This window comes from Streptomyces sp. E11-3 (genome assembly GCF_046540415.1).
Classification (GTDB): Bacteria; Actinomycetota; Actinomycetes; order Streptomycetales; family Streptomycetaceae; genus Streptomyces.
The window spans coordinates 1287714-1303018 of record NZ_JAZGRL010000001.1 but is presented as its reverse complement, the minus strand read 5'-3'; the positions used below and the strand labels follow the sequence as shown (position 1 = coordinate 1303018).

General features: G+C 71.9%; 15 protein-coding genes. 10 read left to right on the top strand and 5 right to left on the bottom strand.

Annotation, left to right across the window (positions count from 1 at the left end):
• Positions 1-65 precede the first annotated feature (65 nt).
• Together U9R90_RS05970 and U9R90_RS05965 are read left to right on the top strand one after the other, a co-directional pair.
• The gene (locus U9R90_RS05970) at positions 66-1487 is read left to right on the top strand and encodes a phytoene desaturase family protein (protein WP_411055326.1); all 1422 of its coding nucleotides are present in this window, start codon (positions 66-68) and stop codon (positions 1485-1487) included.
• The gene (locus tag U9R90_RS05965; protein ID WP_411055325.1) at positions 1484-2044 is read left to right on the top strand and encodes an O-acetyl-ADP-ribose deacetylase; all 561 of its coding nucleotides are present in this window, start codon (positions 1484-1486) and stop codon (positions 2042-2044) included. Before U9R90_RS05970 ends, U9R90_RS05965 begins: the two co-directional genes overlap by 4 nt.
• Positions 2045-2064: 20 nt before the next feature.
• Here U9R90_RS05965 and U9R90_RS05960 read toward each other — a convergent pair whose 3' ends face one another.
• Positions 2065-2307 carry a hypothetical protein gene (locus U9R90_RS05960; protein WP_411055324.1) on the bottom strand — a complete coding sequence of 81 codons (243 nt, stop codon included), beginning with the start codon at positions 2305-2307 and terminating at the stop codon, positions 2065-2067.
• Between the two features lie 136 nt (positions 2308-2443).
• Between U9R90_RS05960 and U9R90_RS05955 the strand changes: the two genes are divergently transcribed.
• Entirely contained in the window at positions 2444-3913 is a 1470-nt protein-coding gene (locus tag U9R90_RS05955; protein WP_411055323.1) for an AlkA N-terminal domain-containing protein, read from the top strand.
• A 44-nt stretch (positions 3914-3957) separates the two neighbouring features.
• Positions 3958-4440, top strand: a complete 483-nt coding sequence (locus U9R90_RS05950; protein ID WP_411057652.1) for a methylated-DNA--[protein]-cysteine S-methyltransferase — start codon at positions 3958-3960, stop codon at positions 4438-4440.
• 30 nt (positions 4441-4470) lie between these two features.
• On the opposite strand, the gene U9R90_RS05945 is transcribed toward U9R90_RS05950, so the two are convergent.
• The 3 genes from U9R90_RS05945 to U9R90_RS05935 all read right to left on the bottom strand — a co-directional run bounded on the left by U9R90_RS05945 (position 4471) and on the right by U9R90_RS05935 (position 7116).
• Positions 4471-4827 (bottom strand): VOC family protein, encoded by a 357-nt coding sequence (locus U9R90_RS05945; RefSeq protein WP_411055322.1) that lies wholly within the window; start codon positions 4825-4827, stop codon positions 4471-4473.
• On the bottom strand, positions 4824-5255 hold the full coding sequence (locus U9R90_RS05940) for an NUDIX domain-containing protein (RefSeq protein WP_411057651.1): 432 nt from the start codon (positions 5253-5255) through the stop codon (positions 4824-4826). Before U9R90_RS05940 ends, U9R90_RS05945 begins: the two co-directional genes overlap by 4 nt.
• Positions 5256-5397: 142 nt before the next feature.
• Complete coding sequence (locus U9R90_RS05935) at positions 5398-7116, bottom strand: BCCT family transporter (RefSeq protein WP_411055321.1); 1719 nt, start codon at positions 7114-7116, stop codon at positions 5398-5400.
• Positions 7117-7273: 157 nt separating this feature from the next.
• Here U9R90_RS05935 and U9R90_RS05930 point away from each other — a divergent pair, with 157 nt between their 5' ends.
• Positions 7274-8443 (top strand): glycerate kinase, encoded by a 1170-nt coding sequence (locus U9R90_RS05930; RefSeq protein WP_411055320.1) that lies wholly within the window; start codon positions 7274-7276, stop codon positions 8441-8443.
• Between the two features lie 317 nt (positions 8444-8760).
• On the opposite strand, the gene U9R90_RS05925 is transcribed toward U9R90_RS05930, so the two are convergent.
• Positions 8761-9960, bottom strand: coding sequence for a PucR family transcriptional regulator (locus U9R90_RS05925; RefSeq protein ID WP_411055319.1), 1200 nt, complete (start codon positions 9958-9960; stop codon positions 8761-8763).
• A gap of 248 nt (positions 9961-10208) precedes the next feature.
• Between U9R90_RS05925 and U9R90_RS05920 the strand changes: the two genes are divergently transcribed.
• From U9R90_RS05920 to U9R90_RS05900, 5 genes are read left to right on the top strand one after another with little or no spacing between them, the layout of a single operon-like run.
• Positions 10209-11015, top strand: coding sequence for an ABC transporter ATP-binding protein (locus tag U9R90_RS05920; RefSeq protein ID WP_411055318.1), 807 nt, complete (start codon positions 10209-10211; stop codon positions 11013-11015).
• Positions 11015-11851, top strand: a complete 837-nt coding sequence (locus U9R90_RS05915; RefSeq protein WP_411055317.1) for an ABC transporter ATP-binding protein — start codon at positions 11015-11017, stop codon at positions 11849-11851. Before U9R90_RS05920 ends, U9R90_RS05915 begins: the two co-directional genes overlap by 1 nt.
• Positions 11848-12738, top strand: coding sequence for a branched-chain amino acid ABC transporter permease (locus U9R90_RS05910; RefSeq protein ID WP_411055316.1), 891 nt, complete (start codon positions 11848-11850; stop codon positions 12736-12738). The genes U9R90_RS05915 and U9R90_RS05910 overlap by 4 nt, the downstream gene beginning before the upstream one ends.
• The gene (locus tag U9R90_RS05905) at positions 12731-13852 is read left to right on the top strand and encodes a branched-chain amino acid ABC transporter permease (RefSeq protein ID WP_411055315.1); all 1122 of its coding nucleotides are present in this window, start codon (positions 12731-12733) and stop codon (positions 13850-13852) included. The genes U9R90_RS05910 and U9R90_RS05905 overlap by 8 nt, the downstream gene beginning before the upstream one ends.
• Positions 13849-15162, top strand: a complete 1314-nt coding sequence (locus tag U9R90_RS05900) for an ABC transporter substrate-binding protein (RefSeq protein WP_411055314.1) — start codon at positions 13849-13851, stop codon at positions 15160-15162. Before U9R90_RS05905 ends, U9R90_RS05900 begins: the two co-directional genes overlap by 4 nt.
• Positions 15163-15305: the final 143 nt, after the last annotated feature.

Genomic DNA, 15305 nt, shown 5'->3' with positions numbered 1-15305 from the left:
AGGTCTGTCAGCGGCCCGGCTTATCCTGTGCAGCACAGGCCGTCGGCTGACAAAGGAGTCCGAAGGTGCCGTCGATGCTCGATGCCGTCGTCGTGGGAGCGGGGCCCAACGGACTGACCGCTGCCGCCGAGCTGGCCAGGCGCGGTTTCTCGGTGGCTGTGTTCGAGGCCAAGGGCACCGTGGGCGGGGGAGCCCGCACCGAAGAGCTCACCCTGCCGGGGTTCCGGCACGACCCGTGCTCTGCCGCGCACCCGCTCGGCATCGGCTCGCCCGCCTTCCAGAACCTGCCCCTGGGGCGGTACGGCCTTGAGTGGCTGCACGCCGAACTGCCCATGGCGCACCCCTTCCTGGACGGCACGGCCGCGGTCCTCTCGCGTTCCGTGGCCGAGACGGCGGCCTCGTTCGGGCCGCGTGACGCGGGCGCGTACCGCAGGCTGGTCGCCCCGTTCCTCGGCAAGTGGGACACCCTCGTCCGGGACTTCATGTCGTTGCCGCTGACGGCGCTGCCGCGCGACCCCGTCACCCTCGCCCGGTTCGGGCTCGCGGGGCTGCCGCCGTCCACCTGGCTGCTGCGCCAGCGCTTTCGCGACGAACGCGCCCGCACCCTGTTCGCCGGTCTGGTCGCCCATGTCATCGCCCCGCTCGGCGGGATCGCCACCAGCGCCGTCGGGCTGGTCTTCGCCCTCGCCGCGCACGCGAACGGCTGGCCCGTGGCGCGCGGCGGATCGCAGTCGATCTCGGACGCGCTCGTCGCGTACCTCAAGGACCTCGGCGCAGCCGTGCACACGGACTACGAGGTCAAGCGCCTGGACGACCTGCCACCCGCCCGCGCCTACGTCTTCGACACCTCACCCACCGCGCTCGCCCGGATCGCGGGCCTGGGCAGCTTCTACGACCACTACCGGTACGGCGCCAGCGTCTTCAAGATCGACTACGCCCTGGACGGCCCGGTGCCCTGGACCGCCGACGCACCCCACCGGGCCACCACCGTCCAGGTCGGCGCGGACAGCCACGAGGTCGGCGAGGCCCTGCGGATCGCCTCCCGCACCGACCGCGCACCCGACAAGCCGTTCCTGATCACGGTCCAGCCGAGCCTGGTGGACCCGTCCCGCGCCCCCGAGGGCAAGCATGTGTTCTGGGCGTACGGCCATGTGCCAGGCGGCTGGGACGGCGATCTTACCGACGCGATCGAACGGCAGCTGGAGCGGTTCGCCCCCGGCTTCCGCGACCGCGTCCTGGCCCGCGCCACGGCAGGTCCCCCACAGCTCGCCGCCCGCAACGCCAACTACATCGGCGGCGACATCGCCTGCGGCGCCGCATCCGGCCTCCAGCTGCTGCTCCGCCCCAAGCTCTCGCTGGCCCCCTACCGCACCCCGCACCCCGCGATCTTCCTCTGCTCGTCGGCGACCCCGCCGGGTCCCGGCGTACACGGAATGTCCGGGCACAACGCCGCGAAGGCCGTATGGAAGAGGCTGCGCGCATCATGACGACGATCACCCTCGTCCGGGGCGACATCACCGAGCAGTCCGTCGACGCCATCGTCAACGCCGCCAACTCCTCGCTGCTCGGCGGCGGCGGGGTCGACGGCGCCATCCACCGGCGCGGCGGCCCCGACATCCTCGCCGCCTGCCGCGACCTGCGCGCCTCGCTTCCCCAAGCTCTCAACTCCGTTCGAGCAGGGGAGGCCCCATTCGGCAAGGGCCTGCCCACCGGCCAGGCCGTGGCCACCACGGCGGGGCGGCTCGACGCCCGCTGGGTGATCCACACGGTCGGACCGGTGTGGCAGCCGTCCGGCAGCGACCCGTCCCTGCTCGCCTCCTGCTACCGCGAGTCCCTGCGGATCGCCGACGAACTGGGCGCGCGGACGATCGCGTTCCCGGCCATCTCCACGGGGGTCTACCGGTGGCCGATGGAGGACGCCGCGCGGATCGCGGTGGAGACGGTGCGGGACACTGCGACCGCCGTCGATGAGGTGCGGTTCGTGCTCTTCGACGAGCGGGCGTACGGGGCGTTCGCCGCCGCGTTGCGGGTATCCGGCGGATAGCGGGCCGCCGGGGCCGCTCGCTACCTGAGCTCGAAATAGCTGAAGCTGCAGATGTCCGTGGCGCCGCAGGAACCAGGCGGCGGCTCCCACCCGTCGGGCGGTGCGGTGCTGACCCATTCGCGGGGCCCGGTCGATCCCCCGGCGAACGCGAGTAGGACGATGACGCACAGCAGCCCGGCGCGCCGTACCAGCACCGGCGCGGCAACGGCCCCCACAAAGGCGATCAAGGCCACGGTCCCCAACAGCATGACGGTGTCCCGCACGCCCACGCCCCTCTCCCCTGCTCTCCCCAGACCAGAGGAGACTAGATCACGAAGGGCTTCGCGAGCACCGTCGGCGTCTCATGTTGATGTCGGATTCTCGCCAGCCGTCGCGCTGAGCATGGGTGAAGCTGAGCTCATGCACACCGACACCGAGCACTGCGTACGGGCCGTCCAGTCCAAGGACGCCCGCTTCGACGGCTGGTTCTTCACCGCCGTGGTGACCACCGGGATCTACTGCCGTCCCAGCTGCCCGGTCGTGCCGCCCAAGCCCGAGAACATGCGCTTCCACCCGAGCGCCGCCTCCTGCCAGCAGGCCGGATTCCGGGCCTGCAAGCGGTGCCGTCCCGACACCAGCCCCGGCTCTCCGGAGTGGAACCACCGCGCCGATCTCGTGGCCCGCGCGATGCGCCTGATCGCCGACGGAGTGGTGGACCGCGAGGGAGTGCCGGGCCTCGCCACCCGGCTCGGCTACAGCACCCGCCAGATCGAACGCCAGCTCCGCGCCGAACTCGGCGCGGGACCGCTCGCCCTGGCCCGCGCCCAGCGGGCCCAGGCCGCCCGCGTACTGATCGAGACCACCGAACTGCCCATGGCCGAGATCGCGTTCGCGGCCGGGTTCGCCTCGATCCGCACCTTCAACGACACCGTCCGCGAGGTCTTCGCCCTCGCCCCCGGCGAGCTGCGCACCCGCGCGGGCGGCAGGCGCCTGGACACCACTCCGGGTGTGCTCTCGCTGCGGCTGCCGTTCCGCACCCCGCTCAACCCGGACAACCTTTTCGGCCACCTCGCCGCGACCGCCGTCCCCGGCGTCGAGGAGTGGCAGGGCGGCGCCTACCGCCGCACCCTGCGGCTGCCGTACGGACACGGAGTCGTCGCCCTCACCCCCGCCCCCGACCACATCGGCTGCCGCCTCGCCCTCACCGACCAGCGGGACCTCACGGTCGCGATCAGCCGCTGCCGCCGCATGCTCGACCTGGACGCCGACCCGGTCGCCATCGACGAACAGCTGCGCGCCGACGCACTGCTCGCACCGCTCGTCGACAAGGCACCGGGACGCCGGGTTCCCCGTACCGTCGACGAGGCGGAGTTCGCGGTACGGGCCGTACTCGGCCAGCAGGTCTCCACCGCCGCCGCCCGCACCCACGCGGCCCGGCTGGTCGCCGCGCACGGCGAGCCGGTCGACGACCCCGACGGCGGACTCACCCACCTGTTTCCCTCGCCCGAGGCCCTGGCCGGACTCGACCCCGAGACCCTCGCCCTGCCGCGCAGCCGCCGTACCACGCTCACCACCCTGGTCCGCCAACTCGCGGACGGCGACCTCCACCTGGGTGTCGAGAGCGACTGGCGCGAGGCCCGCGAACGGCTCACCGCTCTGCCCGGCTTCGGTCCCTGGACCGTCGAGGCCATCGCGATGCGCGCACTCGGCGACCCGGACGCCTTCCTCCCCACCGACCTCGGAGTCCGCCGCGCGGCCGCCGCGCTCGGCCTGCCGTCCACACCCGCGGCCCTCACCGCGCGGGCGGCCGACTGGCGCCCCTGGCGGGCCTACGCGGTCCAGTACCTCTGGGCCACCGACGACCACCCCATCAACCACCTCCCCGCGTAAGGAAGACAGTGGTGAAGCAGCAGACAGCGGAGAAGCAGAAGCAGTTGAAGCAGCACACAGTGATCGACAGCCCCTACGGCCCCCTCACGCTCGTCGCCACCGACGGCGTCCTGTCCGGCCTCCATATGACCGACCAGCGCCACCGCCCACCCGAGGAGTCCTTCGGCAGCCCCGACGACACCCCGTTCACCGAGGTCGTCCGCCAGCTCCGGGCGTACTTCGCGGGCGACCTCAAGGAGTTCGACCTGCCGCTGCGCCTGGACGGCACGCCCTTCCAGCGCAGCGTCTGGGCCGGGCTCCGGGAGATCCCGTACGGCGAGACCCGCTCCTACGGTGAACTCGCCGAAGCCGTCGGCAATCCCGGCGCGTCCCGCGCCGTCGGCCTCGCCAACGGCAAGAACCCGATCGGCATCATCGTGCCCTGCCACCGGGTGGTCGGCGCGAACGGTAGCCTGACCGGGTACGGCGGCGGCCTGGAGCGCAAGCGGCGGCTGCTGGACTTCGAAGGCGGAGCCGCGCTGTTCTGACGGGGAGTTGTTCGGGTTCCGGGGTGCCCGTCACCCGTGGCTGATGTGGCTGAGCACATTCACCACGCTTCCGTTGGGATCACGTACGAAGAACCGGCGCACCCCCCACTCCTCGTCGGTCAGCGGATGGACGATCTCCGCGCCGCTCGCCCGCACGGCGGCGTAGGCCGCGTCCACATCGTCGACCTCGACGCTCATGTCGGGGCGTACGGGTGCGGTCTTGTCCTCGCTCATGAAGCTGACCTGAACCGTCGGGTTCTCCGGCGAGGCGAGCGTCATGATCCAGCCGTGGTTCATCACCTCGGCGAACCCCAGCAGACCGTAGAACTCCGCGCTCTCGCGCATGGCGTCGGACGGCACGATGGGCATGACCCGGCGGGCGGTCATCGCGGCATCCTGTGGCCGTCTTCGAGCTCCACCGGCCACGTACCGTCCTCCAGGGCGGTGAGTACGGCGGTGAGGCGGCTGACGAACCACGGCGGGCCGTACGCCTTCAGGTCCTCGGCTCTGACCAGCCGCCAGGAGTCCAGCTCCTCCTCCTGGAGGACGATGGCGTCCAGCTGCTCCTGGGAGAGCACACCGCCGTCGTAGAGGTACGTGGCGATCGGCGGCCGGTCCGCGCCGGACACCCAGTCGACCGCGAGCAGCGGTCCTGGCTCCACATCGAGCCCGATCTCCTCGACCGTCTCGCGGCGCGCCGCCTGCCGGGGGGTCTCGCCCTGGTCGGACTCGATGGTCCCGCCGGGCAGCGCCCAGCCTTCGCGGTAGTTGGGTTCCACCATCAGCACCCGGCCGTCGGCGTCCCGCAGCAGCATGGCGGAACCGGCGAGGATCCTGGGGAGGTTGGCGATGTACGTGGCGTAGTCGACTGTCACCCTCCGAGCCTAGAGGGGGGACGGGCCGATCCGTGTAGGAAGCTGCCGGACGGGCTGGGGCGGGGAGCCCGCCCGGCGCCGGTCAGTCCCCGTCCTGGTTGCGGGACTTCGCGATCCGCCGCAGCCGATGGTGGCGGTCCGGGGTCTGTCGTTCGGTGATCGCGTCGCCCACCATCGCCTTGACCGCGTCCCCCAGGCCGTGCAGCGCGTGGTGGCGCGCGGGCCCCGCGCCGGGGTCCTCGCGCAGCTCCTTCCACAGGGAGTAGCAGAGCAGCAGCATCACCAGCACGAACGGCAGCGCGACCAGGATGGTCGCCGTCTTCAGCGAGTCCAGGCCGCCCGCCACGAGCAGCACCGCGGCGACCGTCCCCATCAGCACACCCCAGGCGACGACCAGCCAGGTCCTGGGGTGCAGCGCGCCCCGGCTGGTGAGCGAGCCCATCACCAGCGAGGCCGAGTCGGCGCTGGTGACGAAGTACGTCATGACCAGCAGCATCGCCACCCAGGAGGTGAGCGTGGACAGCGGCAGCCCGTCCAGCATCCCGAACAGGGACGCCTCCACGCCCTGCTCCAGCTTGGCCCCCATGTCGACCTTGCCGGTCTCGTCGAGCCGCATACCGGTGCCGCCCATGGCGCAGAACCAGACGACCGTGGCGGAGCTGGGTACCAGCAGCACACCGACCAGGAACTCCCGGATCGTACGGCCACGGGAGATCCTGGCGATGAACGTCCCGACGAACGGTGCCCAGGACAGCCACCACGCCCAGTAGAAGACCGTCCAGGCGCCCAGCCACTCGCTGGCGCCGAACGAGCCGGCGCGGGTCGCCATCGGGATGAACCAGTGCAGGAAGCCGCCGACGCTCTCCGGGATCGCGTCCAGGATGTACACGGTCGGGCCGATCACGAAGACGAAGGTCATCAGGCAGGCGGCCAGCACGATGTTGAGGGTGCTCAGCCACTTCACACCCCGGTGCAGCCCCGAGAAGGCCGAGACCACGAACGCGGCGCCGAGCGAGACGATGATGATCAGCTGCAGCCGGGTCGTGTCGTCGGCGCCCGCGGTGAGGTGCAGCCCCTTGGAGACCTGCAGCGCGCCCAGGCCCAGGCTGGTCGCGGTGCCGAAGACGGTCGCGAAGACGGCCAGCAGGTCGATGACCCGGCCCGGCCAGCCGGCCGCCCGCCGCGCACCGAGGAGCGGCACGAACGCCGAGCTCAGCCGGTTGCCGCGGCCCTTGCGGAACCCGGCGTAGGCGAGTGCGAGACCGGCGACCCCGTAGATCGCCCAGGGGACCAGCGTCCAGTGGAAGAAGGAGTACTGCAGCGCGATGTTGGCCGCGTCGCCGGTCTGCCCGGTGGCCCCGGTCATCGGGGGCGGGTCGAGATAGTGGGTCAGCGGCTCGCCGACCCCGTAGAACATCAGGCCGATGCCCATGCCCGCGCTGAACATCATCGCGATCCACGCGAGGTTGTTGAACTCCGGCTCGGAGTCGTCGCGGCCGAGCCTGATCCGGCCGAAGCGGCTGAGGGCGATGACGATGCACAGGACCAGGAAGATGTCCGCGGCGATCACGAAGAGCCAGGCGAAGTTGTCCAGCACCCAGGCCAGCGCGGAGTCCGACGCGCTGCTGAAGGAGTCCTCGCCGAACGAGGCCCAGCCGACGACCGCCAGCACCACGGCCACGCCGATGCCGACCACCACGTAGTCCGGGGGCGGGCTGTCGGACGGGTCGGACGGTCCTGCGGAACCGGGCGGGTCGGGCGGATCGCTCGGGCGGGGTTGATCGAGGGCATCCGTGCTCATGTCGCCCCACTATGGTGGGAAATTACCTGCTTTATCCGGGTGGCGCGCCGTCTCACGGTGAGGGCGGCCATGGGCAGCGGGTGGCGCCTGAGGTTAAGGTCGCAGCGGCGCGACTGCCTTGACGCGAGCAAGGCCCAGAGAGCAAGGGGATTCCAAGGTGGCGGACGCTGCAGCGGTGGCGACGGGAAGCACCGAGACACGGCGGGTGCTGATCGCCGCGGACAAGTTCAAGGGCTCGCTGACGGCCGTGCAGGTCGCCGAGCGGGTGACGGCCGGGCTGCGCCGGGTGGCGCCGGGGGTCCAGGTCGAGGCGCTGCCGGTGGCGGACGGCGGCGACGGTACGGTCGCGGCGGCGGTCGCGGGCGGGTTCGAGCGCCGGGAGGTACGGGTCACCGGGCCGCTCGGGACCGAGGTCACCGCGGCGTACGCGCTGCGCGGGGACACCGCGGTGGTGGAGATGGCCGAGGCCTCCGGCCTCCAGCTGCTGCCCGACGGCGTCTTCGCGCCGCTCACGTCCAGCACGTACGGCTCCGGTGAGCTGCTGCTCGCGGCCCTTGAGGCCGGGGCCCGCACCATCGTCTTCGGTGTCGGCGGCAGTGCCACCACCGACGGCGGCGCCGGGATGCTGGCCGCGCTCGGCGCGCGCTTCCTGGACACCGGCGGCTCGCCGGTCGCTCCCGGCGGCGGACCGCTGCGTGACCTGGCCACCGCGGACCTCTCCGGGCTCGACCCGCGGCTCGCCGACGTCGACCTGGTCCTCGCCAGCGACGTCGACAACCCGCTGACCGGCCCGAAGGGCGCACCCGCGGTGTACGGCCCGCAGAAGGGGGCGACCCCCGACGACGTGCGGGCGCTCGACGCCGCGCTGGCCCACTTCGCCGTCGTCCTGGAGAAGGCCGTCGGCCCCAAGGCCGCCACCTACGCCCAGTCGCCGGGCGCCGGTGCCGCGGGCGGCATCGGATACGGCGCACTCGTCGGGCTCGGCGCGCGCTTTTGCCCCGGCATCGACGTGATGCTCGACGTCCTGGGCTTCGCCCCGGCCCTGGCACGGGCCGATCTGGTGATCACCGGCGAGGGCTCGCTCGACGAGCAGACCCTGCACGGGAAGGCGCCCGCGGGAGTCGCGGCGGCGGCCCGTACGGCCGGGATCCCGGTCGTCGCGGTCTGCGGCCGCCTGGCGCTGTCCGCGGACGCGCTGGGGGCGGCGGGCATCCAGCGTGCCTACCCGCTCACGTCGGTCGAGCCGGACGTGGAGCGCTGCATCGCGGAGGCGGGCCCCATCCTGGAGCAGGTCGCGGAGCGCATCGCGGGCGACTTCCTGTCCTGACGGTGCGGTTGGGCGCCGGTGCCGGTCACAGATTTGTCTCCCACCCCGCCCCTTCCCGAAAGGCCTCAATCGCCGGCCGGGCTGAAATTCAGCCCGGCCGGCGTTTGAGGCCGTCTTTTCGCCGTCCGCAGGACTTTCGGGAAGGGGCGGGGTGGGGGATCAATCCCTGNCCCCCCCCCCACGCCCGAGGGGCGTTCGGGGGTCTGGGGGCTTGCCCCCAGTTTCGGGAAGGGGCGGGGCGGGAGAAGAACGGAGCCTGGACAGGAACCCCAGCGCGCCCGGGCCCCGAGGCAGCCCAGACAGCCCCGAGCCGGGGCTCACCCCGGCGACAACCGGTGCGCATCCAGCGCGAGCGTCATCTCGGTCAGATCCCGTGGCCGCGACAACGCCCGCCCCGTGAGCTGCTCAAGCCGCCGCAACCGGTTGAAGACCGTGTTGCGGTGGCAGTAGAGGCGCCCGGCCGCCCGCCCCGCGGAGCCCTCGCAGTCGAGCCACGCGTCGAGCGTCTCCAGGAGGACCGCCCGATCCGCGGGGTCCAGTGACAGCAGCGCCCCGAAGACGTCCGACACCAGCCGCCCCGCCAGATCCGGCTGGCTGACCACCAGCGCGGTCGGCATCCGCCGGTCCAGGCGGGCGATCTCCGTCGCGTCCGGCGGGCAGGTGCGCAGCGCCAGTTCCGCGAGGCGCCGGGCCCGTCCCAGCTCGGCGAGACCCTCCACGACCGGGCTCACCCCACCGGGTCCGGGACAGCCGACCGCGAGCAGATCGGCCAGCGCGTCGAGACCGGCGTCCGCGTCCATCGCCACCACCCCCACCTCGCAGTCCGCCCGCATCCGCCACACGAACCGCATGCCCGTGCCCTGGATGAGCCGGTGGAAGGGCTCGCGGCCGTCGCGCCGCTCAAGCCGCAGCACCACCACCGCGTACCGGCCGTGCTCCGGCAGATCCAGGCCCGCGGCGGCCCGTGCGGTGAGCTCGGGGCTCTGGCGGCCCTCCAGGAGGGCGTCGAGGAGCGCCTGGAGGCGTTCGTCGGTACGCCGCCTCAGCTCCAGCTCGGTCGCGCGGTACGCCTCCGACACCGTGTCCGCCTGCTCGTCGACCGCCGACCACACCATCGTGGCCGACTGCATCAGCACCGCGAGCCGCTCCGGCTGCTTCGCCGACGTGGCCTCCAGGAGGGCGTCCCACACCAGGCGGCCCGCCTGGCGGTAGGCGTGCACCAGCAGGTCGAGCGGCAGCCCCTGCTGGGCCCGGTGCCGACCGAGCCACTCGGCGTGCTCCAGGTCCCGGCGCGGCGACGCCCGCGGCGCGCTGATCGCCGCCACGCCGATCCGGATCGCCTCCTCGGCCTCCTGCCAGTGCTGGTCGTACGGGATGACCCGCCCGTACGTCGGCGAGTGCTCGGCGAGCCGCCGCAGGTATTCGTCCACCAGGTCGGGAAGGCCCTCGCGAAGCGTCTCGCACGCCTCGGCGAGCACCTTCCACTCGTGCCCCGTACGGGGCCTGCGCCCACCCATGAGCCGGAGCATGCCACCTGTTCGCGGCTGGCGGCAGACCCCTGACACGGGGCGTTGTGCCCGTGCACAACCCCCCGCCGCACCCGCTGGTCACCGGCAGCGATTCAGCCACGGGACGTAGACATACCGACTGGTCGGTGCTGGTCTGTGCGCCACCGAACGGGGTCGAAGCCAGTCGAAGCCAGTCGAAGGAAGCCGAAGGAAGCCGAAAGACGTCAGCGAAAGCTCAAGGAAAGGGAAGGGGAGTCATGGGAGGTGCCGCACTCGAAGTACGGGACCTGGTGGTGGGCTACGGCCCGGTGCGGGCCCTGCGCTCGGTGTCGCTCCAGGTGCCCGAAGGCAGCGTGGTCACGGTGCTCGGCGGCAACGGCGCCGGAAAGTCGACCCTGCTACGGGCCATCTCGCGGGCCCTGTCGTTCCACGGCGGGTCCGTCACCGGTGGCACCGTGCACTTCGGCGGCAGGCCGTTGCACACGTTGTCCCCGGACCGCGTGGTCGCCGCCGGGGTGTCCCAGGTGCCCGAAGGCCGCCAGGTGTTCGCCCGGATGACGGTCGAGGACAACCTGCGCGCCGGAGCCCTCGGCTCCAGCGGCGACCGGGCGGCGAAGGCGGCCGCCCTGCACCGGGTCCGCGAGCTCTTCCCGGTACTCGCCGAACGCTCCCGGCAGCGCGCCGGACTGCTCTCCGGCGGCGAGCAGCAGATGCTCGCGGTCGGCCGCGCCCTGATGGCCTCGCCGACACTGCTGCTGCTCGACGAGCCCTCGCTCGGCCTCGCGCCACTGATGGCCGCGCGGATCGCCGACACCATCAGGGAGATCAACGCCCAGGGCACCTCCGTCCTGCTCGTCGAGCAGAACGCCGCGCTCGCCCTGCGCCTGGCCTCCCACGCGTACGTCCTCGAAGTCGGCGAGATCACCCTCGCCGGACCCGCGGACGAGCTCGCCGCGTCCGACGAGGTACGCCGCCGCTACCTCGGCGTCGTCGACGAGGACGCCGCGGCCGACGCGTCCCGCGCCGAAGCCGCGCACCCCGTCCTGTCCCGCTGGGAGGGCTGATGAGTACCGCAGTACCCCTGCAAGTGCGGGATGTGACCGTGCGGTTCGCCGGTCTCACCGCACTGGACCAGGTGAACTTCACCGTGGAACCCGGCACCGTACACGCCGTGATCGGCCCCAACGGCGCCGGCAAGTCCACCTGTTTCAACGTCCTGTCGGGCGTCTACCGCGCCACCTCCGGCAGCGTACGGTTCGGCGAGCACGAGCTCACCGGGATGCCTCCGCACCGCATCGCCGGACTCGGTATCGCCCGCACCTTCCAGAACCTCGCCCTGCCGCCGCGTGCCACGGTCGCCGACAGCCTGCTGCTCGGCCGCCACCGACTGACCCGTACCGGATTCATCGCGGCTGGGCTGCGCCTGCCGTCCGCCGCGCGCGAGGAGGCGCACCACCGTGCACGTGTCCGCGAGATCGCCGCGTTCGTCGGCCTGGAGGACCAGTTGGAGCGTCCGGCCGGTTCGCTGCCGTACGGACAGCAGAAGCTCGCCGAGCTGGCCCGCGCCCTGTGCATGGAGCCCGAAGTGCTGCTCCTGGACGAGCCGGTGGCCGGGATGACCGCCGATGAGCGGCGGCGTACCGCGGCCGTCGTCGCCGGTGTCCGCGACAGCCTCGGCATCTCGATCGTCCTGGTGGAACACGACATGGGCGTGGTGATGCGGCTCGCCGACGCGGTGACCGTACTCGACTTCGGCCGCAAGATCGCGGGCGGCGCACCCGCCGACGTCCAGAACGACCCCGCGGTCGTCCGCGCCTACCTCGGTGAGGACGACTCCGAGCAGGCGGAGCAGCCGGAGCAGTTGGAGCACTCGGAGCAGCACGGGGAGGCCGCGTCGTGACGATCTTCATCGAACTGCTCCTGAACGGCATCTCGCTGGGCTCCGTGTACGCCCTGATCGCCCTCGGCTTCGTGGTGATCTTCCGCGCGACCGAGGTCGTCAACTTCGCCCACGCCTCGCTGCTGCTCGCCGGCGGCTACATCACCGCCGTACTCAGCGACGACATCGGCTTCTGGCTCGCGCTGCTCACCGGCATCGCCGGGGCCGCACTGGTCGGCGCGGCCATCGAGTTCCTGGTGATGCGCCGCTACCGGGGCTCGGACCACAGCGTGTTGGCCATCGTCACCATCGGCGTCGACATCATGCTGGTAGCCGACATCGGCCGCCGCCTGGGCACCGACATCCTCAGCGTCGGCGACCCCTGGGGCGACCGGGTGCTGACCGTCGGTTCGGTCTCGCTCGCCCAGACCCGGGTGGCGGCCCTGCTCGCCGCCGGGCTGCTGATCACCGCGTTCCTGCTGGCCTTCCGGTACACCTCCTGGGGGGTGGCGATGCGGGCCGCGGCGGAGAACGCCGGTACCGCCGCGCTGATGGGCATCCGGCTCGGCCGGGTCTCGCTCGGCGCCTGGGCCGTGGCGGGCGGACTCGCCGCCGTCGCCGCCCTGTTCCTCACCGTCTTCCCGACCCCGGGTCTGGAGAAATCCACCGCACAGGTGGCGATGAAGGCCTTCCCGGCCGCGATACTCGGTGGACTCGACTCCACCACCGGCGCCCTCGTCGGTGGCCTGATCGTCGGAGTCACCGAGTCGCTCGCCACCGGCTACCAGGGAGATCTGACCTTCCTCGGCCGGGGCCTCGGGGAACTCGCGCCCTATCTGGTGATGGTCGCGATCCTCCTCGTACGGCCTGCCGGTCTGTTCGGCACGAAGGAGCTGGCCCGTGTCTGACGTCACCGAACGGAGCGCCCCGGCCGCCAAGACCACTGTGCGGACGCCCCGACTCCGACTCCTCACCCGGCCGGGCGGCTACGGCTGGATCGCGGGCGCGGTGCTGCTGCTCGCGCTGCCCTTCTACCTGGACACCTTCTGGCTCCAGGCGGGCCTGTTCGCCATGGCCGCCGCGATCGGCGCGATCGGCCTCAACATGCTGACCGGCTCCACCGGCCAACTCTCCATGGGACACGCCTTCTTCCTCGCCGTCGGCGCGTACGGCTACAGCGCCCTGGCGGGCGAGAGCGGCGGCCGCTATACGGGCCTGGGCCTGCCCACCTGGCTCGCCGCGCTCCTCGCGGTGCTGCTGACCGGGCTCGCGGGCGGCCTGTTCAGCCCGATCGCCGGACGGCTGCGCGGCGCCTATCTGGGTATCGCCACGCTGTCGCTCATCGTCATCGGCCTGCACGTCATCGACAACGCCACCGATCTCACCGGCGGCGCCCTGGGCCGCGAGGTCCCGGCCATGAACCTGTTCGGGTTCGCCTTCGACCGCTCCGAACTCGTCGTCGCCGGGGTCCCGTTCGGCTCGGCCGAGAAGCTCTGGTACCTCGGCCTGGCGCTGCTGCTCGGCGGCGCCCTGTTCGCCCGCGGCGTGCTCCGCGGCCGCCCGGGACGCGCCATGAACGCCATCCGCGACCACCGCATCGCCGCCGGCGTGATGGGCGTGCCGGTCGCCCGCTACCGGGCCGCCGTCTTCGTCCTGTCCTCGATGTATGCGGGCCTCGCGGGCGTTCTGCTCGCGCTGGTCTTCCAGAGCGTCACGCCCTCGCAGTTCGGCATGGTCGTCTCGCTGCAGTACCTCGCCATGATCGTCATCGGGGGGCTCGGCTCGGTCGGGGGAGCGGTGGTGGGAGCCGCGTTCGTCTCGATGCTCCCGCAGGTCCTCACCCGCTACAGCGACTCGCTGCCGCTGGTCGCCGCCCCCGGAACGGGCGGGGTCACACCCGGCGAGGCATCCGCGTATCTGTACGGCGCCGCCGTCGTGGCGGTGGTGCTCTTCCTGCCCGGCGGCCTGATCAGGCTTGTCGCCCGGCGCACCACGACGTCAACCCCAGGAGAGAAACGATGACTGTGCTGCCCCCGCGTACCAAGCTTGTGCGTACCAAGCCGCTGCGTACCAAGCCTCTTCGTACCAAGGCGACCGCCACCGCACTCGCGGCGCTGCTCGCCCTGGCCGGCGCCGCCGGCTGCAGTTCCAAGGCGAGCAACGGAAAGGACGAAGGCAAGGGCGACGCCCAGGGCGTCAAGACCGGCGTCGGCGTGAGTGACAAGACGATCAACCTGGCCGCCCTCACCGACATGTCCGGTGTCTACGCGACGCTCGGCAAGAGCGTCACGCAGGCCCAACAGCTGTATGTGAAGCAGACCAACGAGGCGGGCGGCATCTGCGGCCGCCAGCTGAAGCTGACCGTACGCGACCACGGCTACGAGCCGCAGAAGGCCGTCTCCGCCTACACCGAGCTGGAGCCGAAGGTCCTGGGCTACGCGCAGTTCATCGGCTCGCCCTTCGTCGCCGCGATCAAGAAGCGCAACGAGGACAGCAAGGCGCTCATCGTGCCGCAGGCGTGGTCGGCGGCGCTGCTCGGCAGCGAGTACATCCGGGTCATCGGCTCCACGTACGACATCGAGACGATCAACGCGATCGACTTCCTGATGAAGGAGAAGGGCGTCAAGAAGGGCGACAAGATCGGCCATGTCTACTTCGAGGGCGACTACGGTGAGAACGCGCTGGAGGGCTCCCGGCACATGGCCAAGGAGTCCGGGCTCGAGATCGTCGAGCAGAAGATCAAGCCCACGGACAGCGATATGTCCGCGCAGGTGGCGGCGCTGAAGCAGGCGAAGGTCAAGGCGATCGTGCTCAGTGCGGGCCCGGCGCAGGCGGCCTCGCTGGTCGGCGTCGCGGCGGCGAGCGGCCTCAAGGTGCCGATCATCGGCAACAACTCCGCGTTCGCGCCGCAGCTGCTCGGCACGCAGGCCGGTCCCGCCCTGGAGAAGATGTACTTCGTCGCCTCGCCGTCGCTGCCGATCGGCGACGACGCGGACGGTCCGAGCAAGCTGGCCGCGGACTACGCCAAGGCTTACCCGAAGGACGCCCTCGACAACGGCGTCGTCGCGGGCTGGACGGCCGCGTCCACCTTCGGCGAGGCGCTGAAGGCGGCGTGCAAGAACAAGGACCTCACGCGTGAGGGGGTCGCGGCGGCGCTGCGGACGATGTCCGCGTACGACTCCGGCTTCGGCGTCCAGAACTACTCCGAGCCCGCGGCTCCCTCATCCCTGGAGAGCGTGATCCTTCAGCCCGACAAGTCGGCGAAGGGCGGCTCCAAGGCGATCCGCGGCGCGGAGTCCTCAGACGCGGCCCAGTCCTTCAAGTCGGACTGACCCCGCGCGGGGGCCTGCGGCGTGGCCGGGTGAGTGTGCGGGTGCGGGTGCGGGATTTAGCCCCCACCCCGCCCCTTCCCGTAACTGGGGCGCCGCCCCAGACCCCGTTGGCCTCCAAAGCCGCCCCCGGGGGGTTTAACCCG